General features: G+C 64.4%; 16 protein-coding genes. 11 read left to right on the top strand and 5 right to left on the bottom strand.

Annotation, left to right across the window (positions count from 1 at the left end):
* Nucleotide 1: 1 nt before the first annotated feature.
* Nucleotides 2-1009: a hypothetical protein gene (locus RSO01_RS05905; RefSeq protein WP_147147146.1), complete on the top strand. Its 1008-nt coding sequence runs from the start codon at nt 2-4 to the stop codon at nt 1007-1009.
* Nucleotides 1006-2202 carry a class I SAM-dependent methyltransferase gene (locus RSO01_RS05900; protein WP_147147144.1) on the top strand — a complete coding sequence of 399 codons (1197 nt, stop codon included), beginning with the start codon at nt 1006-1008 and terminating at the stop codon, nt 2200-2202. Before RSO01_RS05905 ends, RSO01_RS05900 begins: the two co-directional genes overlap by 4 nt.
* Here RSO01_RS05900 and RSO01_RS05895 read toward each other — a convergent pair.
* Nucleotides 2183-3067 (bottom strand): phytanoyl-CoA dioxygenase family protein, encoded by an 885-nt coding sequence (locus RSO01_RS05895; RefSeq protein WP_170302866.1) that lies wholly within the window; start codon nt 3065-3067, stop codon nt 2183-2185. The genes RSO01_RS05900 and RSO01_RS05895 overlap by 20 nt on opposite strands.
* 301 nt (nt 3068-3368) lie before the next feature.
* Between RSO01_RS05895 and RSO01_RS05890 the strand changes: the two genes are divergently transcribed.
* The 9 genes from RSO01_RS05890 to RSO01_RS05850 all read left to right on the top strand — a co-directional run bounded on the left by RSO01_RS05890 (nt 3369) and on the right by RSO01_RS05850 (nt 12478).
* Nucleotides 3369-5006 carry a hypothetical protein gene (locus RSO01_RS05890; protein ID WP_147147140.1) on the top strand — a complete coding sequence of 546 codons (1638 nt, stop codon included), beginning with the start codon at nt 3369-3371 and terminating at the stop codon, nt 5004-5006.
* 90 nt (nt 5007-5096) lie between these two features.
* The gene (gene rfbF / locus RSO01_RS05885) at nt 5097-5864 is read left to right on the top strand and encodes a glucose-1-phosphate cytidylyltransferase (RefSeq protein ID WP_147147139.1); all 768 of its coding nucleotides are present in this window, start codon (nt 5097-5099) and stop codon (nt 5862-5864) included.
* Nucleotides 5849-6928 carry a CDP-glucose 4,6-dehydratase gene (rfbG, locus tag RSO01_RS05880; RefSeq protein ID WP_147147137.1) on the top strand — a complete coding sequence of 360 codons (1080 nt, stop codon included), beginning with the start codon at nt 5849-5851 and terminating at the stop codon, nt 6926-6928. The genes rfbF and rfbG overlap by 16 nt, the downstream gene beginning before the upstream one ends.
* Nucleotides 6925-7377: a GtrA family protein gene (locus RSO01_RS05875; RefSeq protein ID WP_170302865.1), complete on the top strand. Its 453-nt coding sequence runs from the start codon at nt 6925-6927 to the stop codon at nt 7375-7377. The genes rfbG and RSO01_RS05875 overlap by 4 nt, the downstream gene beginning before the upstream one ends.
* A gap of 63 nt (nt 7378-7440) precedes the next feature.
* Complete coding sequence (rfbH, locus tag RSO01_RS05870) at nt 7441-8760, top strand: lipopolysaccharide biosynthesis protein RfbH (protein WP_147147132.1); 1320 nt, start codon at nt 7441-7443, stop codon at nt 8758-8760.
* Nucleotides 8757-9818: an NAD-dependent epimerase/dehydratase family protein gene (locus tag RSO01_RS05865; RefSeq protein ID WP_170302864.1), complete on the top strand. Its 1062-nt coding sequence runs from the start codon at nt 8757-8759 to the stop codon at nt 9816-9818. The genes rfbH and RSO01_RS05865 overlap by 4 nt, the downstream gene beginning before the upstream one ends.
* Before the next feature lie 64 nt (nt 9819-9882).
* Entirely contained in the window at nt 9883-10641 is a 759-nt protein-coding gene (locus RSO01_RS05860; protein ID WP_218037255.1) for a transketolase, read from the top strand.
* Nucleotides 10638-11552, top strand: coding sequence for a transketolase family protein (locus RSO01_RS05855; RefSeq protein ID WP_147147127.1), 915 nt, complete (start codon nt 10638-10640; stop codon nt 11550-11552). The genes RSO01_RS05860 and RSO01_RS05855 overlap by 4 nt, the downstream gene beginning before the upstream one ends.
* The gene (locus tag RSO01_RS05850) at nt 11549-12478 is read left to right on the top strand and encodes a glycosyltransferase family 2 protein (protein ID WP_147147125.1); all 930 of its coding nucleotides are present in this window, start codon (nt 11549-11551) and stop codon (nt 12476-12478) included. The genes RSO01_RS05855 and RSO01_RS05850 overlap by 4 nt, the downstream gene beginning before the upstream one ends.
* 525 nt (nt 12479-13003) lie before the next feature.
* Here the strand turns inward: RSO01_RS05850 and RSO01_RS05845 are convergent.
* The 4 genes from RSO01_RS05845 to RSO01_RS05830 form a co-directional block, all read right to left on the bottom strand.
* The gene (locus tag RSO01_RS05845) at nt 13004-13894 is read right to left on the bottom strand and encodes a methyltransferase domain-containing protein (protein WP_147147122.1); all 891 of its coding nucleotides are present in this window, start codon (nt 13892-13894) and stop codon (nt 13004-13006) included.
* A gap of 4 nt (nt 13895-13898) precedes the next feature.
* Nucleotides 13899-16694: a hypothetical protein gene (locus tag RSO01_RS05840; protein ID WP_147147120.1), complete on the bottom strand. Its 2796-nt coding sequence runs from the start codon at nt 16692-16694 to the stop codon at nt 13899-13901.
* Nucleotides 16695-18194 (bottom strand): hypothetical protein, encoded by a 1500-nt coding sequence (locus RSO01_RS05835; protein ID WP_147147118.1) that lies wholly within the window; start codon nt 18192-18194, stop codon nt 16695-16697.
* Nucleotides 18195-18277: 83 nt separating this feature from the next.
* Nucleotides 18278-19462, bottom strand: coding sequence for a class I SAM-dependent methyltransferase (locus tag RSO01_RS05830; RefSeq protein WP_147147116.1), 1185 nt, complete (start codon nt 19460-19462; stop codon nt 18278-18280).
* Between the last annotated feature and the right edge of the window lie 2 nt (nt 19463-19464).

The raw sequence follows: 19464 nt of genomic DNA, 5'->3' as shown, positions 1-19464 counted from the left end.
GATGGGGAACCAGACCTTCCGCCAGTTGGTCGAGCAGCATCCTGAAATCCTGGCCGATCGGCACAAGCTCGCCTTTACGCGCCAGGACAGCGCCGCGGAGAGCGCGACGCGGTTCAGGGAAGAAGGCGTGGTCATGCTGCGTGGCGTCATCCCGACGGATACGCTGGACGAGTGCCGCCGCGCTTTCGGCCGCTTCGTCGGCACGCTCGGCAAGCCGCGCAGGAATTTCGACGACAGTGCGATGGCGGTCGATGACGGCCCCAGCCCGAACTGGGACAAGGGCGAGGAAGACTCCGGCAGTTGGCATCCGCCGTGGGTGGTCCGCGACATGGACCAGTCCCCCACCGCCATGGTGCTGTCCGAGCTGATCAAGTCGTGGGCTTGGCCGGTCATCGAGCGAATCTGCGATTCGACGGATATCGTCGTGATGTTCGGCCTCTGCCTGGCGCGCCATCGCATCGACGAGGATTTGCTGCTCGGCGTTCACCAGGACGTGACGGCCGTCAATCCCGAGGTGCCGCTGTCGATCTGGATCCCGCTCGGCGAGGTGGCGCCCAAGAAGCACTCAGGACTCGGCTTCATCGTGCCGAGCCCCGGCCACGCCCTGCCCGCCGACTCCTCCAACGACGTCGGCGTCGACTATCTCATGTCCAATCTCGACAAGGTGTGGGTGCCGCACTATCACGCCGGCGATCTCACCATCCATTCGCGCTACTCGCCGCACTTCACCACGGGCTACGGCACGCGCTCCGAGCGCTACAGCCTGGAAATCCGCCTGTGGGCCAAGGAAGACCATCTCGCCAAGTACTACGATCCATCCCTCAGGGTCAGCCGGCGCAACGGCGTTCCGGTGATCGTCGAGACCAAGTGCTCCCTGGGCATCGGCGCGCACGCTTTCCTGGCCAATACGGCGATGCTTGCCATGCAGCCCGCCAGCGCACCGGCGGCCCGGCGGCGCGCGCCGATCGGCCAGACGTTGATGGGAGCACTGCGCTCGGTCGTGCGATGAGGCGACTTCTGCAGTCGCTGTTCGGAGGATCGACGCCTGCGGCCTCGCCAGCTTCCGCGGCGGTCGAAGCGCAGCCGGTCCAGCAGCCTCCAGCCGAGCCCGTCGAAACCCCGCCGGTGGATCCCAACATCCGGCCGCTCGAGCCCAGGATCGGCAACGCCCTGGAAGGCCTGCCGCTCACGCCGGCGTCTCTTACCGAGGTGATGGCCAGTCCGATCGCCGACGAGCTCGACGCCTATTTCCGTGACTATCCGCCGACCTCCCTCATGGGCGGCAGATCGCGCGCCCTGCTGTTCGCGCTGGTACGCATGCAGCGGCCGGCGGTGGCGGCGGAGGTCGGCACCTACAACGGCGGCGGCGCCGAGGTGATCACGCGCGCGCTGTGGGAGAACGGCGAAGGCTTCCTGCATACGACCGATCCGTTCGGCGCCGACCGCTGCCCCGAGATCTTCGCGCGCTGGCCGGGCGAGTTGCGCCGCCTCGTCGAGTTCCATCCGCTGAACTCCATGGACTTCTTCCTGAAGCTCCACCATCGGCGGGTGGCGCTCGACTTCGTCCTGGTCGACGGCGACCACGACTATGAGCTCGCCCTCTTCGACCTGCAGATGGCGTCGCGCCTGCTGCGCCCGGGCGGCATCGTGGTCATGAACGATTCGGTGCAGACCGGCCCCTTCCAGGCCGCCAAGACCTTCCTCGCCGCCAATCCGGCCTGGCGTGAGCTCGGCACCGCCATCGCCTCCTACGACGAGAACACGCCGTTTGCCGGCGGGCGGGCGTCGCAGTCCGGCACGGGTTTCGCCGTCCTGCAGGCGCCCAGCCACTGGTCGATCGGCGCCATCCCACGCTCCTGGGGCCAGGCGCCGATCGCCGCATCGCTGGTCGAGGGCTTGGCGCTGGAGGCGCTGCCGCAGGTCACCAGCGGCCACTTGCACTATCAGGCGATCCTGCGCCTGTTCGGCGATGGCCCGCCGCAGGAAGCCAAGCGGGTCGGCGTCATCCCGGTCAAGCTAGACGGCGACGCACGCAGCTTGGCGCATCAGCTGGCGCAGCCGATGAAGTTTCAGGCGTCAGCGAACGCGATCGATCCCAAGAGCACTTTCGAGATCGAGCTGTGCTGGCAGGCCGATCCCGGCGCGCCGACGCTTGCGCTCGCGTCCCTGCCCTCGCCGCTTCCTAACCGCGCAGGAAGTTGAAGCTCTCGTTCATCTCCACCTCTTCCGTCGCCACATCGTGCGGCTCATCGTGGGTGGGATAGGCGCCCCAGCGCGTGATCGCGGTTGGACGGTAGATCGCCTGGAAGGACCGGCGCCACAGGTTCTTGTCGAGGGCCGCGAACGAGCCATGCGGCGTCGACGGCCCGAAGATCATCACGTCGCCCGGCTGCAGAAACGGCATCACGGCTTCGATCTCTGACGATCCCACGCTATCGGCGACGGCGTCGTTGTAGGCGCCACTCATGGCGCCGCGGCTCTCCCCGCCGGCACCGATACCCTCGAGCGCTTCGTCATAGACGCCGAGCTTGCGCGGCACGACGAACAAGGGGCCGTTGGCCGGCCGCACCCGGTCAACCGGGATCCATACGGTGAACGAGCCGCCGGCCGGCACAGTATCCAGCGTCACGCGATCCTGGTGCGTATCGGTACGCGCCGAAACGAAGAAGAAGATCGATTGATGAAGCGTATAGCGGTCGTTGCCGTCGAGCTTGTGCAGGCAGTTGAACAGCGATTGCGACGTCAGCAGACGCGTCGTCGCCTCGCTGAAGGCCTTGAGCGGCCCCTCGCCTAGCCGGTGAGGATTGAGCAGCCCGGACTGCCGACGGGCAACGTCCCACGGCGGCCCCATGGCATGATCGTGGGTCGCGATCTTCCCATTGTGCCGCAGCAGCGGCCCGCCGTAAGGGCGCACGATTTCCTGCTCGATCCTTGCAACGTCTTCGACCAGGCGGCGGTCGAGTGCCTGCCGGAACAGGAAGAAGCCGTTGGCGCGATAGAAGTCAGCAACATCAAACGGACGCTCGTTGTGTCCGACGGACGCCCTCTGCAGGTCTTCGACCATCATCTTGCCCAGAAAATTGACGGACCTTCCTATAGCATCGCCCGTCCGGCGGCAAAACGCGATTTCCGCCGGCATGGCTTGGCGGCTCGCGGCCAGCCGGCAGCGCCGGTCCGCAGAGCTTTCGATTGGTGCGGCCGCTGATCAGCGGGTACAATGCCAATCAACAAACAAACGTCTTTTGCGCTCTTTTGGAGAGTGCTCCAGACGACGATTCTGACGGAGTTGGCGGGTGTCAGGGACAATTTGGGGAAGAGCTGCAGGGCTCTGTCGCACCCTGATCGATGCAACGCGCCGCGTGATCGGCATGAACGCCGAGCTGCGGGATGAGGTTCAACCGACACCGCTCAAGCTCCGATGGCTGAACCTGTGCTTCGCTGCGTTGACGATCGGTGCGGGGCTGCTCGCTTACGACGAAGGTTTGCGCCAGAAGATGCATCGCGTGGCGCCCGATGCCATTGAAATGCTGGCGCAGACCATCGCGGTCGACATATCGCAGAGATACCACGGGACCCGGGGCTACGTCGGGCGCAGTGAGGTCCTGCAGACGCTGTTGGACGGCGGAGTGACCGGCCGACAGAACCTGATCGACAAGTTCGGCCTGACATACCCGGAGAATGGCGAGCGTCCGGAACTCATCGAGAAAGCCATCAAAGACGCCCTCGCCCTCAAGGATCTGCCGGAGGCTACGTTCGGCAACCAAAAGCTCTTCGCCCCCGACGCCAACGATCCCGGTTTCGTCGACTACCTCAGCCTGAGCTTCGACCTCTTCGGTTTTCAGGTCAGTGCCTTCTTCTATTTCTATTTCCTCGTCTTCGGCATTTCGGTTGCGCTGTTCCTGCTCTGCTATCACGCCGATGCGCTACCCCTTCTCGTTCTGTCGATCGCGGTCGTGGCCCTGCTAACGCTGCTGGACTCGCAGCTCTTCACCAACGTGAACCTTCGCACCATCCATAATCAGCGCTTCCTCGGCTCGCTGTGCCTGGTGCCATACCTGCATCTTCTCTTCACCTTCCTGGTCTATCGCAGGCCGTCATGGACGCGCGTCGTCGTGACCGTGCTTCAGGCAGCGCTTCTGACGCTGCTGATGTTTGCACGGTCGAGTTCGTTCTGGATGATCCTGTCGCTCGTCGCGATCGCCGGCGTGAACGCCTATTTCCGCCTCGGCAGGTCGTACGTTGAAACGAGGCTCAAGCGGCTCGCCACGTTCGCCTTCTCGTGGCCGAGCTTCCTGGTGATCGGCGGCCTTGTTTGCTCTCTGGCCTACAAGACCGTCACCCTGCATCCGATCTACAACCTCGACATCTACATCCCCTACCACATGGTCTGGCACAACGCTTACATGGGCCTGGGGGTGCATCCGGAATGGAAGGAGCGCGGCGACAAGCACAAGGGCAAGCCCATCCCCGACGCCTTGACCGACAACATGGCCTGGATGGGCGCAGTCGCCGAGGGGGATGAGCGATATGGGATCACCGAGGCGTATCTGAACAACAACGTCATCGGCGGCTTTCCCGCCCCGCGGATACGGCTGCATGAGCAGCTCATCCGGGACAGGTTCCTTCGCTTCGTCCTGCACAACCCGAGGTTCGCGCTCGAAGTCTACCTTTGGTACAAGCCGAAGATGTTCTTCCAGGAACTCCTGTGGGCCTTTGAAGGCTATCGCTGGAGCCTGGGTACGATGCTCTGCCAAGTGGCGCTTCTCGCCCTTGGCGCATCTGCGTGGCGCCTGCTCGCCATTCCCGACGACGTCCGCAAGACGTTGAGCACGGCCCTGATCGTCACAGGGGTAATGAGCTTGATCCCGGTCGTGTGGACCTATCCCCTGCGCCACGTGGTTGGTGAGCAATTCCTGATCTGGATAGCCATTGTTCTGTACTTCGCGACGTTCCTCCTCAGTGAGGCGTGGTCGAGAGTCAGGCCGCTTGTGCCGCGTCACGCCTGATTTGCCCAGAGGCCACGCTTTGCTGCATTCTGCCTGGACATCAGCGCTCATGGCTGCGACGGCAATACCGTGCGGCTCCAAGGGGAACTTATGCAGGCAGTGATCCTGGCAGGTGGTGCAGGAACGAGGCTAAGCGAGGAGACGACCTTCCGCCCCAAGCCCCTCGTGGAAATCGGAGGGCGCCCGATCATCTGGCACATCATGAAAATCTATGCCGCGCATGGCATCACGGATTTCGTGGTTTGCCTCGGATACAAAGGACACATGATCAAGGAGTTCTTCGCGAGCTACGCGTTGCAACTTTCCGACGTCACCTTCGATCTCGGCGCACGCTCCATTACGACGCATCGTCACGAGGCCGAGAATTGGCGGGTGACGTTGATCGATACCGGACTGGCGACGATGACGGGTGGCCGCGTGGCCCGCGTCCTGAAGTACGTGCAAGGCGATGCGTTTTGCCTGACCTACGGCGACGGCGTGTCGAACGTGGACATCGGCCAATCGATCGCTTTCCACCGCGCCCACGGCAAGCTGGCGACGGTTACGGCCGTCTATCCGCCCCGGCGCTTCGGCGCGCTCGACATCGTGGGCGACAGCGTCGTCGGCTTTCGCGAGAAGCCGGAGGGGGAAGGCGGCTTCGTGAACGGCGGCTTTTTCGTCCTGTCGCCCAAGGTCGGCGAGTACCTCGAAGGCGACGATACGGTATGGGAGCAGACTCCCTTGCAACGCCTGGCCAGCGACAACCAGCTGTGCGCCTTCCGGCATGAAGGATTTTTTCAACCGATGGACACCCAGCGTGACCATGTCTACCTGGAGCAGATCTGGGCATCGGGCCATGCGCCATGGAAGTGCTGGTGACAAAAGAATTCTGGGCGGGACGCCGGGTCCTCATCACGGGCCAAACCGGCTTCAAGGGAGCGTGGCTCGCCTTCTGGTTGGCCGAGCTCGGCGCCGAGGTATCTGGTCTTGCCCTGCCGCCCGCCACGACGCCGAACCTGCACGACATCCTCGGCTTGCCGAAGCTCGGGCGTTTCGTGCACGCCGACATCAACGACCGCGCCGCGCTTCACGCCCTGGCCAAGGCGGTGCGACCTGAAATCGTCATCCATATGGCCGCCCAGGCGATCGTGCGGCGCTCTTATGCGGCACCAATCGAGACCTTTGCCGCCAACGTACTTGGCGTCGCCACCTTGTTGGACGTCGTGCGGGAAAGCCCGGACGCGAAGGCTGTGGTCGTCGTGACCAGCGACAAGGTCTACGAGAATGTGAACTGGTCCTGGGGCTATCGCGAGACCGATGTCCTGGGTGGACATGATCCTTACAGCGCAAGCAAGGCTTGCGCGGAAATCGTTACGACCTCGATGCGACGGAGCTTCTTTCACGCGGCCGGCCATGCTGCCCGCATCGCCACCGTCCGCGCGGGCAACGTGATCGGCGGCGGCGACTGGGCGGCGGATCGGTTGGTGCCCGATATCGTGCGCGGCTGTCTCGGCCCCGGGGCAACTGTTCGCCTGCGCAATCCCGGCGCGGTACGGCCGTGGCAACATGTGCTCGACCCCCTCGGCGCCTATCTGATGATCGCCGAGCGTCTCTGCACGGCGCCCGAAGGTGTCGACGATGCCTGGAATATCGGTCCCGATGCGGCCGAGAATCGCCCCGTCGGCGTCGTCGCCGAAGCCCTGGTCAAGGCTCTGGGACGCGGCCGGATCGACGTGGTATCGGATCCAAATGCCCCGGCCGAAGCCAAGCTTCTGACGCTGGACAACAGCAGGATCCGGATGCTTCTCGGTTGGCGTCCCCGCCTGGATTTCGAGCAGACGATTGCGCTCACGGCCGACTGGTACTCGGCATGGTCGCGCGGCGAGCCGGTCGATGCCGTGACCAGGGCGCAGATTTCAGCCTATCTCGAAAGCGGCGAGTGACGGGCAGCGGCCTTCGTTCCCAGCTGTCGCGATGGCGCGACCTCAATGGCAGCGGATGGCTGTTCCTGCGCTTCCTGGCGGTGGGCGGCCTCAACACGGTGTTCGGCTATGCCTGCTACGCGGGCTTCGTGTTGCTTGGAGCGCCGCTGTGGCTGGCCGTCGCCGGAGCGACCGGGCTTGGCCTGCTGTTCAACTTCATGAGCTACGGCGGGCTCGTCTTCGGGCGCACCTCCCTCGTCTTGCTGCCGCGGTTCCTGGCCTTCTATGTCTTCATCAGCCTGGCCAACTATGCGCTGCTGAAGCTCCTCGAGACGCTCGGTCTCGGCCCTCTCGTGTCGCAGGCCCTGCTGCTTCCCTTCCTGGCCGGCGCCGGCTTCGTGGTGATGCGTAAGTTCGTGTTCCGCAAGGAACCGCCACAGCCGGCATCCACGCCTGCGCAAAAATGGTAGACTGGGCCCGCAGAAACGTGCTCAGGCTGGCAGCCCCATACCCTCTCCCTGATCGTCCCAACCATGTCCTCTCTCGACGCGCTGCGCGATGAAATCCTGACGCTCGTGACCCGCTACGGCGAGCAGGCGTCGAAGGTGCGCCCCTTCGTTCCCGGCCAGACGCCGATCCCGGCTTCCGGCAAGGTCGTCGGCGCGCCGGAGATGCGCATGATCACCGACGCGGCGCTCGACTGCTGGTTGACCACAGGACGGTTCAACGAGGCGTTCGAAAGCCGGCTCGCCGAGTACCTCCAGCGCAAATATGTGCTAACCACGAACTCGGGCTCGTCGGCCAACCTAGTGGCCTTCTCGTCGCTGACCACGCCGCGGCTCGGCGATCGCGCGCTCCGGCCCGGCGACGAGGTCATCGGCGTCGCCGCGGGCTTCCCGACGACCGTCAACCCGATCCTCCAGTTCGGCGCCGTGCCGGTATTCGTCGACGTCGACATTCCGACCTACAACGTCGACCCCGCCCGGCTCGAGGCCGCGATCTCGCCCCGTACGCGGGCGATCATGCTGGCGCATACGCTGGGCAATCCGTTCGATCTCGACACGGTGATGGCGCTTGCGCGCAAGCATGACCTCTTCGTCGTCGAGGATTGCTGCGACGCGCTCGGCTCGACCTATCGAGGCAAGAGGGTCGGCACGTTCGGCGACATCGGGACGCTGAGCTTCTACCCGGCGCATCACATCACCATGGGTGAAGGCGGCGCCGTGTTCACCGCGAACTCCACGCTCAAGCTGGTGGCCGAATCGTTCCGCGACTGGGGGCGCGACTGCTATTGCGCCCCGGGCTGCGAGAACACCTGCAAGAAGCGATACGGCTGGCAGCTCGGCACGCTGCCCGTGGGCTATGACCACAAGTACATGTACTCGCATCTCGGCTATAACCTGAAGATCACCGACATGCAGGCGGCCTGCGGCCTGGCGCAGCTCGACCGGCTCGACGGCTTCGTCGCCGCTCGGCGAGCCAACTTCGCGTGGCTGCATCAGCGCCTGAAGCGCTGCGAGGAGTGGCTGATCCTGCCCGAGGCCACGCCCGGCTCCGATCCCTCCTGGTTCGGCTTCCCTATCACCCTCAGGGCCGGCCTGCGGCGCACCCGCGCCGAGCTCCTGCCGTTTCTCGACGGGCGGCGCATCGGCACGCGCCTGCTGTTCGGCGGCAACCTCACCCGGCAGCCCTACATGATCGGCCGCAACTATCGCGTCGTCGGCGACCTCGCCAACACCGACGTCATCATGAACGAGACGTTCTGGGTGGGCATCTATCCGGGCCTCACCCAGGAGATGCTCGAGTACGTGGCGCGCAGCATCGAGGATTTCTTCGCCGGAGCGGCGGCGTGAACCCAGGCTCCGCGATCAGCCGGACCGACTTCGATCACGTTCTGAATCATACATCGGAGCTCTGGAAGGACCTGCGCGGCGCGCGGCTGTTCATCACGGGCGGCAGCGGCTTCGTCGGCAAATGGCTGGTCGAGACTCTGCTTGCCGCCGACGAGCGCCATCGGCTGGGCCTGCGGGTCACCGTGCTGACCCGCGACAGCGTCGGCTTTCGCGCCAGGCTGCACTGGATCGCCGCGGCCCCGGCAGTGACCGTGGTGCAGGGCGACGTCCGGAGCTTCGCCTTTCCCGACGGCGCGTTCTCGCACGTCATCCACGCGGCCGGCGACCTCGCGGTCAACGCCGCGCCGCTTTACGTGCACGACGTCATCGTCGCCGGCACACGCCGCGTCCTGGAGTTCGCCGCCGGGCGCGGCATCGCCGACATGCTGCTCGTGAGCTCCGGCGCTGCCTATGGCCGCCAGCCGGACGACGTCGAAAGGCTCGACGAGGATTTCGCTGGCGCGCCGTCGCTGACAGAGCCAAGGACGGCCTATGGCCAGGGCAAGCGCGAAGCCGAGTGGCTGAGCCATGCCCATGCAGCGGCGCATGGCATCCGTCTCAGGGTCGTGCGGCCCTTCACGCTCGTGGGGCCCTATTTGCCGCTCGACGGCGATTTTGCGGTGTCGAACTTCGTTGCCGACCTGATGGCCGGCCGGCCGATCGGCGTTGCCGGCGACGGCACGGCGTTGCGCACGTATCTCTATGCCGCGGACATGGCGATCTGGCTGTGGGCTGCCCTGCTGCGCGGGCCGCCGGGCCTGGTGTGCAACGTCGGCGGCGAGGAGGTCGTGAGCATGGCCGAGCTCGCGACCTTGATCGCGGGACTTGCCCGCCCTGCACTGCGGGTCCGCATCGCGCACGCCGCGCCGCCCGCCCGTGCGGCTCAGCGCTACGTGCCGTCGGTCGCGCGCGCCCGGCAGGTGCTTGGTGTGGCGCCGACAGTTCTGCTAGAAGACGGCCTGCGACGGATGATCACCTCGTATGAACTGGCCGCGGCCGGGAGGCGCATTCTTGCCTGAGAGCCGCCTGCGTTCGCGAGCGAACGCCTTCGATGCGGCGCGCCTTCGGGCCAGCGTCCTGCGCATGGCTTTCGCCGGTTCCACTGTCCATGTCGGATGCGCCCTGTCGATCATCGAGATCGTGGCGGTGCTCTATCGCAGCCATCTCAACCTTGGCGACCGCACGCCGAGGGCGGCCGGACGCGACTATCTGGTGCTCAGCAAGGGCCACGGCGTGATGGCGCAGTATGCCTGCCTGCATGAGCTGGGCTGGCTGACCGACGCCGATCTCGACAGATACTTCTCCAACGGCACCCGTATGAAGGGCCTGTCGGACGCGCACGTGCCCGGCCTCGAGGTCACTTCCGGCTCGCTCGGCCACGGCCTGCCGGTGGCGACGGGCCTGGCCCTCGGAGCGCAGCGGCTGAGGTCGGGACAACGCGTCTTCTGCGTCGTCGGCGACGGCGAGATGAACGAGGGCGCGATGTGGGAGGCGCTTTTGTTCGCCGGCCAGTTCCGTCTCGACAACCTCGTGGTGATCGTCGACGAGAACCGCTTCCAGGCGATGGGGCCGACCCAGGAAGTGATCTCGCTCGGCAGCCTCCACGCCAAGTTCGCGGCATTCGACTACGACGTGCTGAGCGTCGACGGGCACGACGAGAAGGCGCTCGACGCCGCCCTCGACGACCTGATGGCCAGGCGCAACGGCCGGCCCAAGGCGATCGTCGCCGCGACGGTCAAGGGACGCGGCGTCAGCTTCATGGAGAACAACAACGTCTGGCACTACACGCGGCTGACGAAAGAGACCTTCGACGCCGCGCTGGCGGAGGTCGAAGGCCGGTGAGAGCGACCTTCTCGCGCATCCTCACGCAAGCCGCGCAGCATGACGAGCGGGTCCTGCTGCTGACCGGCGACCACGGCTACGCGCTGTTCGACGAGTTCCGCAAGAACTGCCCCGGCCAGTACATCAACTGCGGCGTTGCCGAGCAGAACATGGTCGGGGTCGCTGCCGGCCTGGCCAAGGCCGGGTTCCGGCCCGTCGTCTACGGGCTTGCGGCTTTCGTGCCAATGCGGGTGCTGGAGCAGATCAAGATCGACGTTTGCTATGAGGAGCTGCCGGTGGTCTTCGTCGGCGACGGCGCCGGCGTGGTCTATGCCCAGCTCGGCACCAGCCACCAGTGCACCGAGGATGTCGCGGCGCTGCGTGCGGTTCCCAATATCGGCATCGTCTCGCCGGCCGATCGCTTCGAGCTGCAGTACTGCTGGAAGCACCTGCTGCAGAGCAAGGGCGCCGGATATCTGCGTTTCGGCAAGGCCGACGGCGGCGATGTCCATGCCGCGATTCCCGACGCGCCGGTCGGCGACCTGCTGCAGGCCAGGCCGGGCAAGGGAGACTGGGCGATCATCGCTACCGGTTCGATGGTCGTCGCGGCGTGTCGCCTTTCAGCAGCCCTGGGCGGCGCGCCGGTCTGGAGCGCACCGGTCCTCCATCCCATCAACCGTGCGCAGGTGGAAAGCATCGGGCGCGCGTTCGGCGGCATCTTCGTGGTCGAGGAGCATTCCATGGCGGGCGGGCTGGGCGGCCTCGTCGCCGAGATCGTGGCCGAGACCGGCGGCTGCCGGGTGATACGCTTCGGCACGCGCCAGTTCTCCGAGTTCTGCGGCGACTACAAGTACCTGTTGTCCCAGCACGGGCTCGACGACAGCACCCTGCTCGCCGGGATGACGAGCGCGATGGCTCGCGAGGCGCCATGACCAAGCTGATCAGCATCGTCTCGCCCTGCTACAACGAGGAAGCGAACATCGAGGAGCTGGTGGCGCGGGTCCGCAAGGTCATGACCGGACTGCCCTACCGCTACGAGCATATCGTCATCGACAACTGCTCGACCGATTCGACGGTCGCTAAGCTTCGCGCCATGGCGGCCGAGGACCGCAACCTCAAGGTCATCATCAACTCGCGGAATTTCGGCCACATCCGCTCGCCGCATCACGCCATCCTGCAGTCGAGCGGCGACGCCTGCATCTGGATCGCGTCGGATCTGCAGGATCCGCCCGAGATGATCGCCGAGTTCGTCGCCAAGTGGGAACAGGGCTACAAGCTGGTCATGGCCGTCAAGCCGGTCAGCCGCGAATCCAAGCTCACCTTCGCCATGCGCCGGGCCTACTACAGGTTCCTGTCGCAGATCTCGGAGATCGAGCTGGTGCCGAACGCGACCGGCTCCGGCCTCTACGATCGGCAACTCATCCAGCTGCTGCAGAAGGTCGACGATCCCTACCCCTATTTCCGCGGCCTGATCCGGGAGTTCGGCTTCGAGGCGGCGACCGTGAACTTCGAGCAGCCGCGTCGCATGCGCGGCGTCTCCAAGAACAACCTCTACACGCTGTACGACATAGCGATGCTCGGCATCGTCAAGCATTCGAAGGTGCCGCTCAGGATCATGACGATCGGCGGCTTCGTGCTCTCGGCTCTCTGCATTGTCGTGACGGTTCTGCTCGTCGTGGCGAAGCTGATGTTCTGGAACCATTTCAGCGTCGGTATCATCCCCATCCTGATCAGCATCTTCTTCTTCGCCGCCATCCAGATGATCATGATCGGCTTCCTGGGCGAGTACATCGCGCAGATCTACGTTCACCTCCGCAAGTTGCCGCTGGTCGTCGAAGCGGAGCGGATAAACTTCTGACCCGTCGGGGATCCTACTGCTCATTCGAGATCACGATGATGTGTCAGCTTGAAAGCACTGCTGGCATCCGGGTCCAGCCACACAACGAATGGCGTGCTCGCTGGTTCAGCCCGCCAGATAGGGCCCTCTACGGAGCCCAAAAGTCGCGAAAACGAGATTGCCGATCTTGACCTTAGTTCTTGACTTTGATTAACTTAAGTTATAATATCGGAGCGTTGCGTCGCTTCCCGCGCGCTCCCGCTCTATGCATCGTTGATCCGATACCATCACGGCCGGCAAGCGCTGCGCCGGCAGGCCAACCTGCTTCTCAGGGCGCGGCCCAGGCTTGGGAGGGGGTAGCGCAAACTGCGGGAACTGCGCAAACCCCAAAAGTTCCGATGAAATGGGCATCGAACACATCCATGGTTCTCACGTCGCAAACTGCGGGAACTGCGCAAACCGCGCTGGAGGGCAGTCGATGCCCACCCCTTCCGTCCCATGGGGTGCACTCCACCCTGGAGGACACTCCGCGGAGCGCTTGGCGTACTAGGTCCGAGAGCGCCATCTTAGCAGCCGTTCGAAGCTGCGCGGTTTGTCCTCCAGCTTTTCCACCGGCTTGTCCTGCGGTTTCGCGCCGCCAAAGACAGTCCAGTAGCGCGCCCGCGCGGTCTCGTCGGCGACGATTTCGGCGGAGGACGTGTCGATCGGCGGCACGAACGGGATGTCCTCGATCTTTTGCAGGACCACGATGAGGCCCGCGTCGACCGCTCGCTGCTGCCGTATCTGCTCGGCATTCACAGGATCATACTTTGCCACTTCGTCGGCGATATCGGACGAAATCGGCGTGCTCACGACGTCCCACGTGACCCGCATGTCGAGAAAGCGATAGCGGCAGCTTCGCGACAGCAACCAGAAGAACTTCGGGTTGTAGTTGAACATGCCGTGGTTGGAGTAGCCCTGCGTCGGCACGTTGTGGACCATCACGCCGCCGACCGCCGTGAGGTCGTGCATGATCTTCATTGCCTGGTTCTGATTGGCCACATGCTCGGTCGTGCCGAAGTTCGTCACCAGCTGGTACTTGCCCTTGTGCTCGTCGGGTACGTCGTCGAAGTTCAGATCGAGCCTGATCGTATGAGGCGCCGTGTCGACGTCGGCCGCCATGTAGGTGCAGCCGAGCCACTCCCAGAAATCCTTCGTGAAGGGGGCGTCCTCGCGCAGCAGCTCGATCTCCGAGGACCGGGTCTGCGGCAGGGCGCGCCCGAAGTCGCGGTAGGGAACGCCGAACGCGTCGGCATAGGCCTGTAGCAGACCGGGATCGCGCAGGACGCCATCGCCGAGCTGCTGAGCGCCGATCTCGGCGACCGAGAACTTGCCGGGAAGGATGCCGTTGCGACGAAGCTTCAGGATCACTTCAAGATCGAACGATCCAACCCCCATATCCTCACCTCATCCCGTTGCGGAACCGATAGCGCTTCAGTGCCGCCTGGACCAGTGCGACCTCCTCATCGCAATCGCCCGATGGCGGATAAGGCACCTTGCCTGACGGGAAGAACTGCCGGCTGGCAAAGTTGCGGCGATGGGCAGCGTAGTCGGCCTCATGCGCCTGGACGAAGGTCTCGAGCGAGAACCCGCCGTCGAGGAAGTCCTCCCGCCCTGCCGGAGCGCCGAACTGGGCGATCACCATCTCGGCCTTCTGCAACACGGTCAGCCGACCGTCATTCTGCAACAGGCGGGGCAACAGCGCGTAGTCGACATTCTCGTGGTGGGGATGAAACGGCCGCGACATCAGCCGGGCCGAGATCGCGAGCGGATGCATGAAGATCGAATGAATGGCAAGGCCGCCGGGCAGCGCCCAGACCAGCTCGCGCGCGTGCCGGCAAAAGGCCCGGTTCTCCGGCGTCATGACCAGCGAGCGATGATAGGCATCCGGAATGGCGATCGCGGCCGTCAGCAGCTCGTCTGCGGGCAGGTCCAGCTCGCCCTCCCTGCCCCGGCTCCTGCCGTCGAGCCACGACCGAAGGTCCGCAGGTTCGCATTCGATGCCGGCGACGGCGCAGCAATCGGCGCCCTGATCGAGAAGGCGACCGATATTGGCAAGGCTGTCGCGGGACAGCACGACATCGATCGGCAACAGGTAAAGCTCGGCCTTCAGAGCTGCGGCCAGCAGCACGGTCTGATGGTCGAGGAAGCCGTAAAAATAGTAGAAGTTGAAGTCGTCGCGCACTCGCCTCTCGAGGAGCTCTTCCGGGAAGCAGGTGAACACGACCTCGGCGAACTTGCGCAACCGCTCGAAGGCAGGGTGCGCGGCAATCCTCTTTCGGTCGCGCTCGGTCGTGACGATCGAGAGGATCACCCTCTTGCGTCGCGCCAGCGCGCGAATGTTGCCTTCGGCGAGCAGCGACGGAACGTGATAGTTCATGAACTTGTCGACGAAGGCCTCGCCCCAGGCGATCGAGCCGATGACGGCATACGAACGCCTCCACAACGACCTGCCGCGTAGCCGCTGCGCCTGCGCGACATTCGCAGCCTTGAGCTCCATCATCTTGACGAGGAAGTCGTGGGCAAAGGCGGTGCCCTCGCCGCCGTCCTTTGCGATGGCAATCGCCTTGCCGACGTGATCGACGTTCACCGCCGCTCGGATCAGCACCTTGCGCTCGGCGACGTCGAGTTCGCCCTCGCCGCTGGGGCAGAGATCGACCAGACGCCTGCCCTCCACGACCGCGCCGGCCATGTTTTCCATGCCGTATTCCGATATCTCGTACTGATGCAGGGCGTTCAGCGCGGACAGGACCTGGCCCGCCGTCGGCCTGAGGATATCGTCGGCCTTCTGCAACGCCGCCAGGAAAGCACCGTGAAGGGCTTCGGGCGGATCGGCCGCCTGCTCGTCCGCTGGACGGGCCACCGCGAGTCGCACGGGCTGCCTGAAGAACGCCGCCTGACGAGGCCGCGGGAGAAGAGCGGCGAAGGGCGGAAACTTCTTGGCATCGCCGGCGACGTCGTCGATGCTGCCGGGCGGAAGACCCAGTTCGCCGATGACGATGCCGTCTTCGGCAGTCACGAAATGCGGGGCTGCGTCCGGGGCCAGGATCGCGTCCATTTCGGCCGATGGCCTGATCGAGAAGCGGCGCGAAGTCTTCCGCAGGCTGGTGTGCGCCAGGAAAACGATCTCGTGGCAGGTCGTGTGCACGGCCAGATGGTCCCTGCCGACCCAGGTCAGCCGCAGATGGGCCGTCGGCCCCCTGTCGGACACGAACCCTTCGATGAAGGTCGAGCAGCTTGTCGGCGCGCCGACCAGGATCCCCATGTGCGCCAGGAGGCCGGCCGACATCGACTTCGACTGATCCGCCTCGTTCCGCTGGAACGACTCGTCGATGTAGCCCCTGTTGCTGACCCAGACGGCAGCCGACAGGATCTCGGTCCTGCGTTGGGCAAGTTCAAGCACCTGCTTGAAGAAGCCGGCGGCGTATATCGCATTCGGGTTGATGGACAGGAAATCGGCGTCTCGGCGCCGGGCTTCGTCCAGATGCAGGTATTGCAGCGCCCCAACCAGCCAATCCCGTTCCACCTCGTGCAGCACAGGCCCGCCAGCAAGCCTGTCCGGAATCGACTGGCAGACGATCGCACAGCCGGGCAGGCGCTGCTTCATGTGCGTCTCGATGTCGGCGACCCTGTGCTGGCAGACGGAGAAAAGAAACGTCACCTTGCGCTGGCCGAGGAGCCGCTTGAAACCCTCTTCGCCTGCAAGCGAGGGAAGGCATAATTCCATGAAATTCGAAAACGACCGGTCGTCAGCAATGACGACGCTGAGGACCGCGGCCCGTTTGCCGATGCCGGTCGCCGCGAAGCGCAGCCGATCGGCGAACGCGCGGCCTTCACCCATGCGACCGAGCTTTGCCTCGATGAACCGCAGCAGGTCGAGTAGGTATTGCCCACGATCGTCGCCTTCGAGATGCCCCTCTTCTTCCAGGAGCTCATAGACCGCACGACACGACGCGAGGTCTCCGGCGTCGTACAGCAGCTCCTGAAGACAGAGCTCCTTCAGATCCTCTATGCCCTTGACGGCATCGGGGAAGGGCAGGCGCGCAGCCCGCCGCCACCAACGCTGCGCGCCGCTGCGCAGGCAGCAATCCACGGCGAACAGGTAAAGGTCCAGGAGCTTCTGCTGGCGCTGAAGACCGTCGATCGACTTGGCGTCGACAAGAGCAGTGCTTGCGGGCGCAGCGGCCGTTTTTGTCATTCAGGCGCCGGCCGCCCTGGCCGGATCGAGGTTGACGCCGAACAACGCGTTGATCTCGCGCACATCCTGGACCACGTCGTTGCAGGCAGTGTATCCGACGAGCCGGCACGGCAGACGTTGCGCCTGGATGAAGCAGGCCTTTTGCACGGGATATGTCCAGTCGTGGCAACGCAGGAAGTCTTCATAGGTGAACGACCGCCCGGTCGTCTCGTAGCGCCGGTGGCCGGCCGTAAAATTGTTCACGTATGCACGGCCCGGATCCATGAGCTTGATCAGGTCGGGCCGTGTGAACAGTCGCGGGATCATGCCATAGTCGATGTTGGCGAAATGCTTGCGCCGATATTTCGCCAGGCCCGACGCCGTGGTGAAGAGCGGATGGATGAAGACCGAATGGATCTCGACGCCGCCTTCCACCGGCCAGAACAGCTCGCGCGGGTGACGGCCGAAATCCTTGTTCTCGTTGGCGATGACCTGGGACTGGAAGTAGTGATGCCGATGCTCGAAGGCGAGCGAAGCGAGCTCGTAGGTCGAGATCCGGATCGGCCCCTCGCCGGCGAAGCGCTCTTCGAGCGCGGGCAGAAACGTCTCCGTCTCGGCGACGAGATTGCCGCCGCCGCACACCTCGTAGCCTTCGTGACGATAGTTCGCCATGTTGGCAAGCGTGCCTTCCGCCACCACGCAGTCCACGGGAATCATGAAGAGGTGCGAACCCGCGCCCTCGGCAAAATAGATCGAGCAGTGATCCAGCATGCCGTACAGGATGTAGAAGTTCCGCACGAGATGGCCCTGGCGCAGGATCTCGATCAGTTGATCCGGAATGATCGTGAACTCAACGTCGGCGATCGCCGACAGCTCGATGAAGATGGGGTCGGTGGAGAGCCGCTGCTTGCCGGCCTCATCGGTGACGATGCTGAAGACGACCTGGCCTTGTTGTGCGAGGGCCGGAAGATTGCCGTCCGACAGCATCGAACGCACGTTGTAGCGCAGGAAGTTGCGGATGTACTCCTCGCCCCAGACGATGCACCCCATGGTGAAGATCTCGGTCGTCGGATGCCCGGCGCGATAGGCACGCCCGCGCGCCTCGCAGTCGGCGAACTGCGTGGCGGCGTACTCGAGAAAGGTCCCGATCTCCTGCCGGAAAGGCAAGGCACGGTCGTTGGCGAGGAACCGCAATTCGTTGAACAGGCCGAGACGCAGAAGGTTGACCCAGATGCGATCGAGCGCCTCATCCTCAGCCGGCGTGCCCTCGTATTTCGTGCGCCAGCCGAGGATCTTGTGGCGCAGCGCGTCGACCCTGCCGTCGACCTCGGCAATGCAACCTTCGCGGACTTCGAAGGCCAGGATCGAGTCGGACTCGTTGGCAAGTTCGAGCAGCGTCGGCAACGACGGTTCCGGCGGCGCGCGGCGCTCAATTCCCAGAAGGGCGCGCAACCTGGCGACGACGCCAGAAAAGAACGGGCCGCTCCGATGATCTGCTTCGTTGCCTGATTCCGCGCTCATAGCCTGAAAACCCATTGCGGTATTTAGATCATAAAGCAGAAGACTGCCAATCGCCCTCGGACGGCAACGGGCCGTTCGACGGGCTAGCCGGGCCGGTTCGTGGGGACGTAGCGAAAATCGATCGCATGCCCTTTCCACCGCTGGATGATCCGCTCGGCCACGACCACCGACATGGGTATGAACACCAGCGCGCCTTCGGGCACGCGCGACGGATCGACGATCGGCAGGCTCAGCAACTGATGGCCGACGCGGTTCCTGTCCTCGTCGACGAAGAAGTCGACCTTGCTGTCGAGTTCCATCATCGTCCAAAGGGCCGCGATCGACGAGCCCATGATCCCAAGGGGTTGCCCTTCCTCACGGCAGGATTTCGCAGCTTCGCGGACCTCATCCAGCAGCTTGAAATAGAACAGACACCTTTCCCGCGATGCCTTGCCACCGTCGCCCGCGGCCAGTGGAGGGCCAGCGGAAGGACCGCCGACCGACAGGACGGCGACCAGTTCCTTGGGCAGCATTTCGGTTGAGAACAACTCGGTGTGCAGCCCTGCGGCGTGCGTCACGTACGACAGGCTGTTTTCGTCGAAATGGCTGCAATGGTCGGCAATGATCAGGTCGCTGGGATTCTGCCGCAGGTTGGGCATTGCCAGCAGGATTCGCCCCCGCGGAGTCAGGTGACCGCTGATCTCCTTCAAAAAGGAGATCGGATCAGGGATGTGCTCCAGCACGTGCGACAGCGAGATCACGTCGAACTTTTCCGCATAGGCGGCATTGGCCCCGCTGTAGAAGGCCTCCACGCCCGGCAGGGCAAGGACCGTGTCCTTCCACTGGTCGAACAATTCCGCGCCGGACAGCTTCCAGTCGGGCCGCAACCCGTGAAAGCTCTTCAGCAGATTTCCGTTGGAGCAGCCGAAATCGAGGAGGCGCCCTTCTCTGGCCAGGTCGACCATGTCGAGAAAGTTGCGCAGCAGGATCAATGACCGCGGACCGCTGCCCTTGGCCGAGTCGAAGATTGTCGGCTCGGCACCCTGGCTCTGGTGGTTGATGTCGTAGCTTGCATAGATGCGATCGGCCATTGCCTGCCACGTCGGCGTGATCGTCTTTTGAACGGTCAGGCAGCGTGGGCAGATGGAGAACTCAGCCGTCCCCGGGACCGGCTGGACATCCGACGAAACCAGGCGGAACGGCTTCCCCTTCTGCTCAAGCGGCTCGACATCCAGGTGACCACAGATATGGCAGGCCGTCGCAGCACTGTGTCCGGGCGGGTTGGGCATGG

Origin of the sequence: Reyranella soli (assembly GCF_007992495.1) — a bacterium.
GTDB classification, from domain to species: domain Bacteria; phylum Pseudomonadota; class Alphaproteobacteria; order Reyranellales; family Reyranellaceae; genus Reyranella; species Reyranella soli.
This window is presented reverse-complemented; position numbering and strand designations above follow the sequence as displayed.

Excerpts from the sequence above, each read along its gene's own strand:
- RSO01_RS05860 (WP_218037255.1), top strand. The coding sequence starts at position 9,883 with ATGGCTTTCGCCGGTTCCACTGTCCATGTCGGATGCGCCCTGTCGATC.
- RSO01_RS05900 (WP_147147144.1), top strand. The coding sequence starts at position 1,006 with ATGAGGCGACTTCTGCAGTCGCTGTTCGGAGGATCGACGCCTGCGGCC.
- RSO01_RS05845 (WP_147147122.1), bottom strand. The coding sequence starts at position 13,894 with ATGGGGGTTGGATCGTTCGATCTTGAAGTGATCCTGAAGCTTCGTCGC.
- RSO01_RS05830 (WP_147147116.1), bottom strand. The coding sequence starts at position 19,462 with ATGCCCAACCCGCCCGGACACAGTGCTGCGACGGCCTGCCATATCTGT.
- RSO01_RS05895 (WP_170302866.1), bottom strand. The coding sequence starts at position 3,067 with ATGATGGTCGAAGACCTGCAGAGGGCGTCCGTCGGACACAACGAGCGT.
- rfbF (WP_147147139.1), top strand. The coding sequence starts at position 5,097 with ATGCAGGCAGTGATCCTGGCAGGTGGTGCAGGAACGAGGCTAAGCGAG.
- RSO01_RS05905 (WP_147147146.1), top strand. The coding sequence starts at position 2 with ATGGGGAACCAGACCTTCCGCCAGTTGGTCGAGCAGCATCCTGAAATC.
- RSO01_RS05850 (WP_147147125.1), top strand. The coding sequence starts at position 11,549 with ATGACCAAGCTGATCAGCATCGTCTCGCCCTGCTACAACGAGGAAGCG.
- rfbG (WP_147147137.1), top strand. The coding sequence starts at position 5,849 with ATGGAAGTGCTGGTGACAAAAGAATTCTGGGCGGGACGCCGGGTCCTC.
- RSO01_RS05835 (WP_147147118.1), bottom strand. The coding sequence starts at position 18,194 with ATGAGCGCGGAATCAGGCAACGAAGCAGATCATCGGAGCGGCCCGTTC.
- rfbH (WP_147147132.1), top strand. The coding sequence starts at position 7,441 with ATGTCCTCTCTCGACGCGCTGCGCGATGAAATCCTGACGCTCGTGACC.
- RSO01_RS05890 (WP_147147140.1), top strand. The coding sequence starts at position 3,369 with ATGAACGCCGAGCTGCGGGATGAGGTTCAACCGACACCGCTCAAGCTC.
- RSO01_RS05840 (WP_147147120.1), bottom strand. The coding sequence starts at position 16,694 with ATGACAAAAACGGCCGCTGCGCCCGCAAGCACTGCTCTTGTCGACGCC.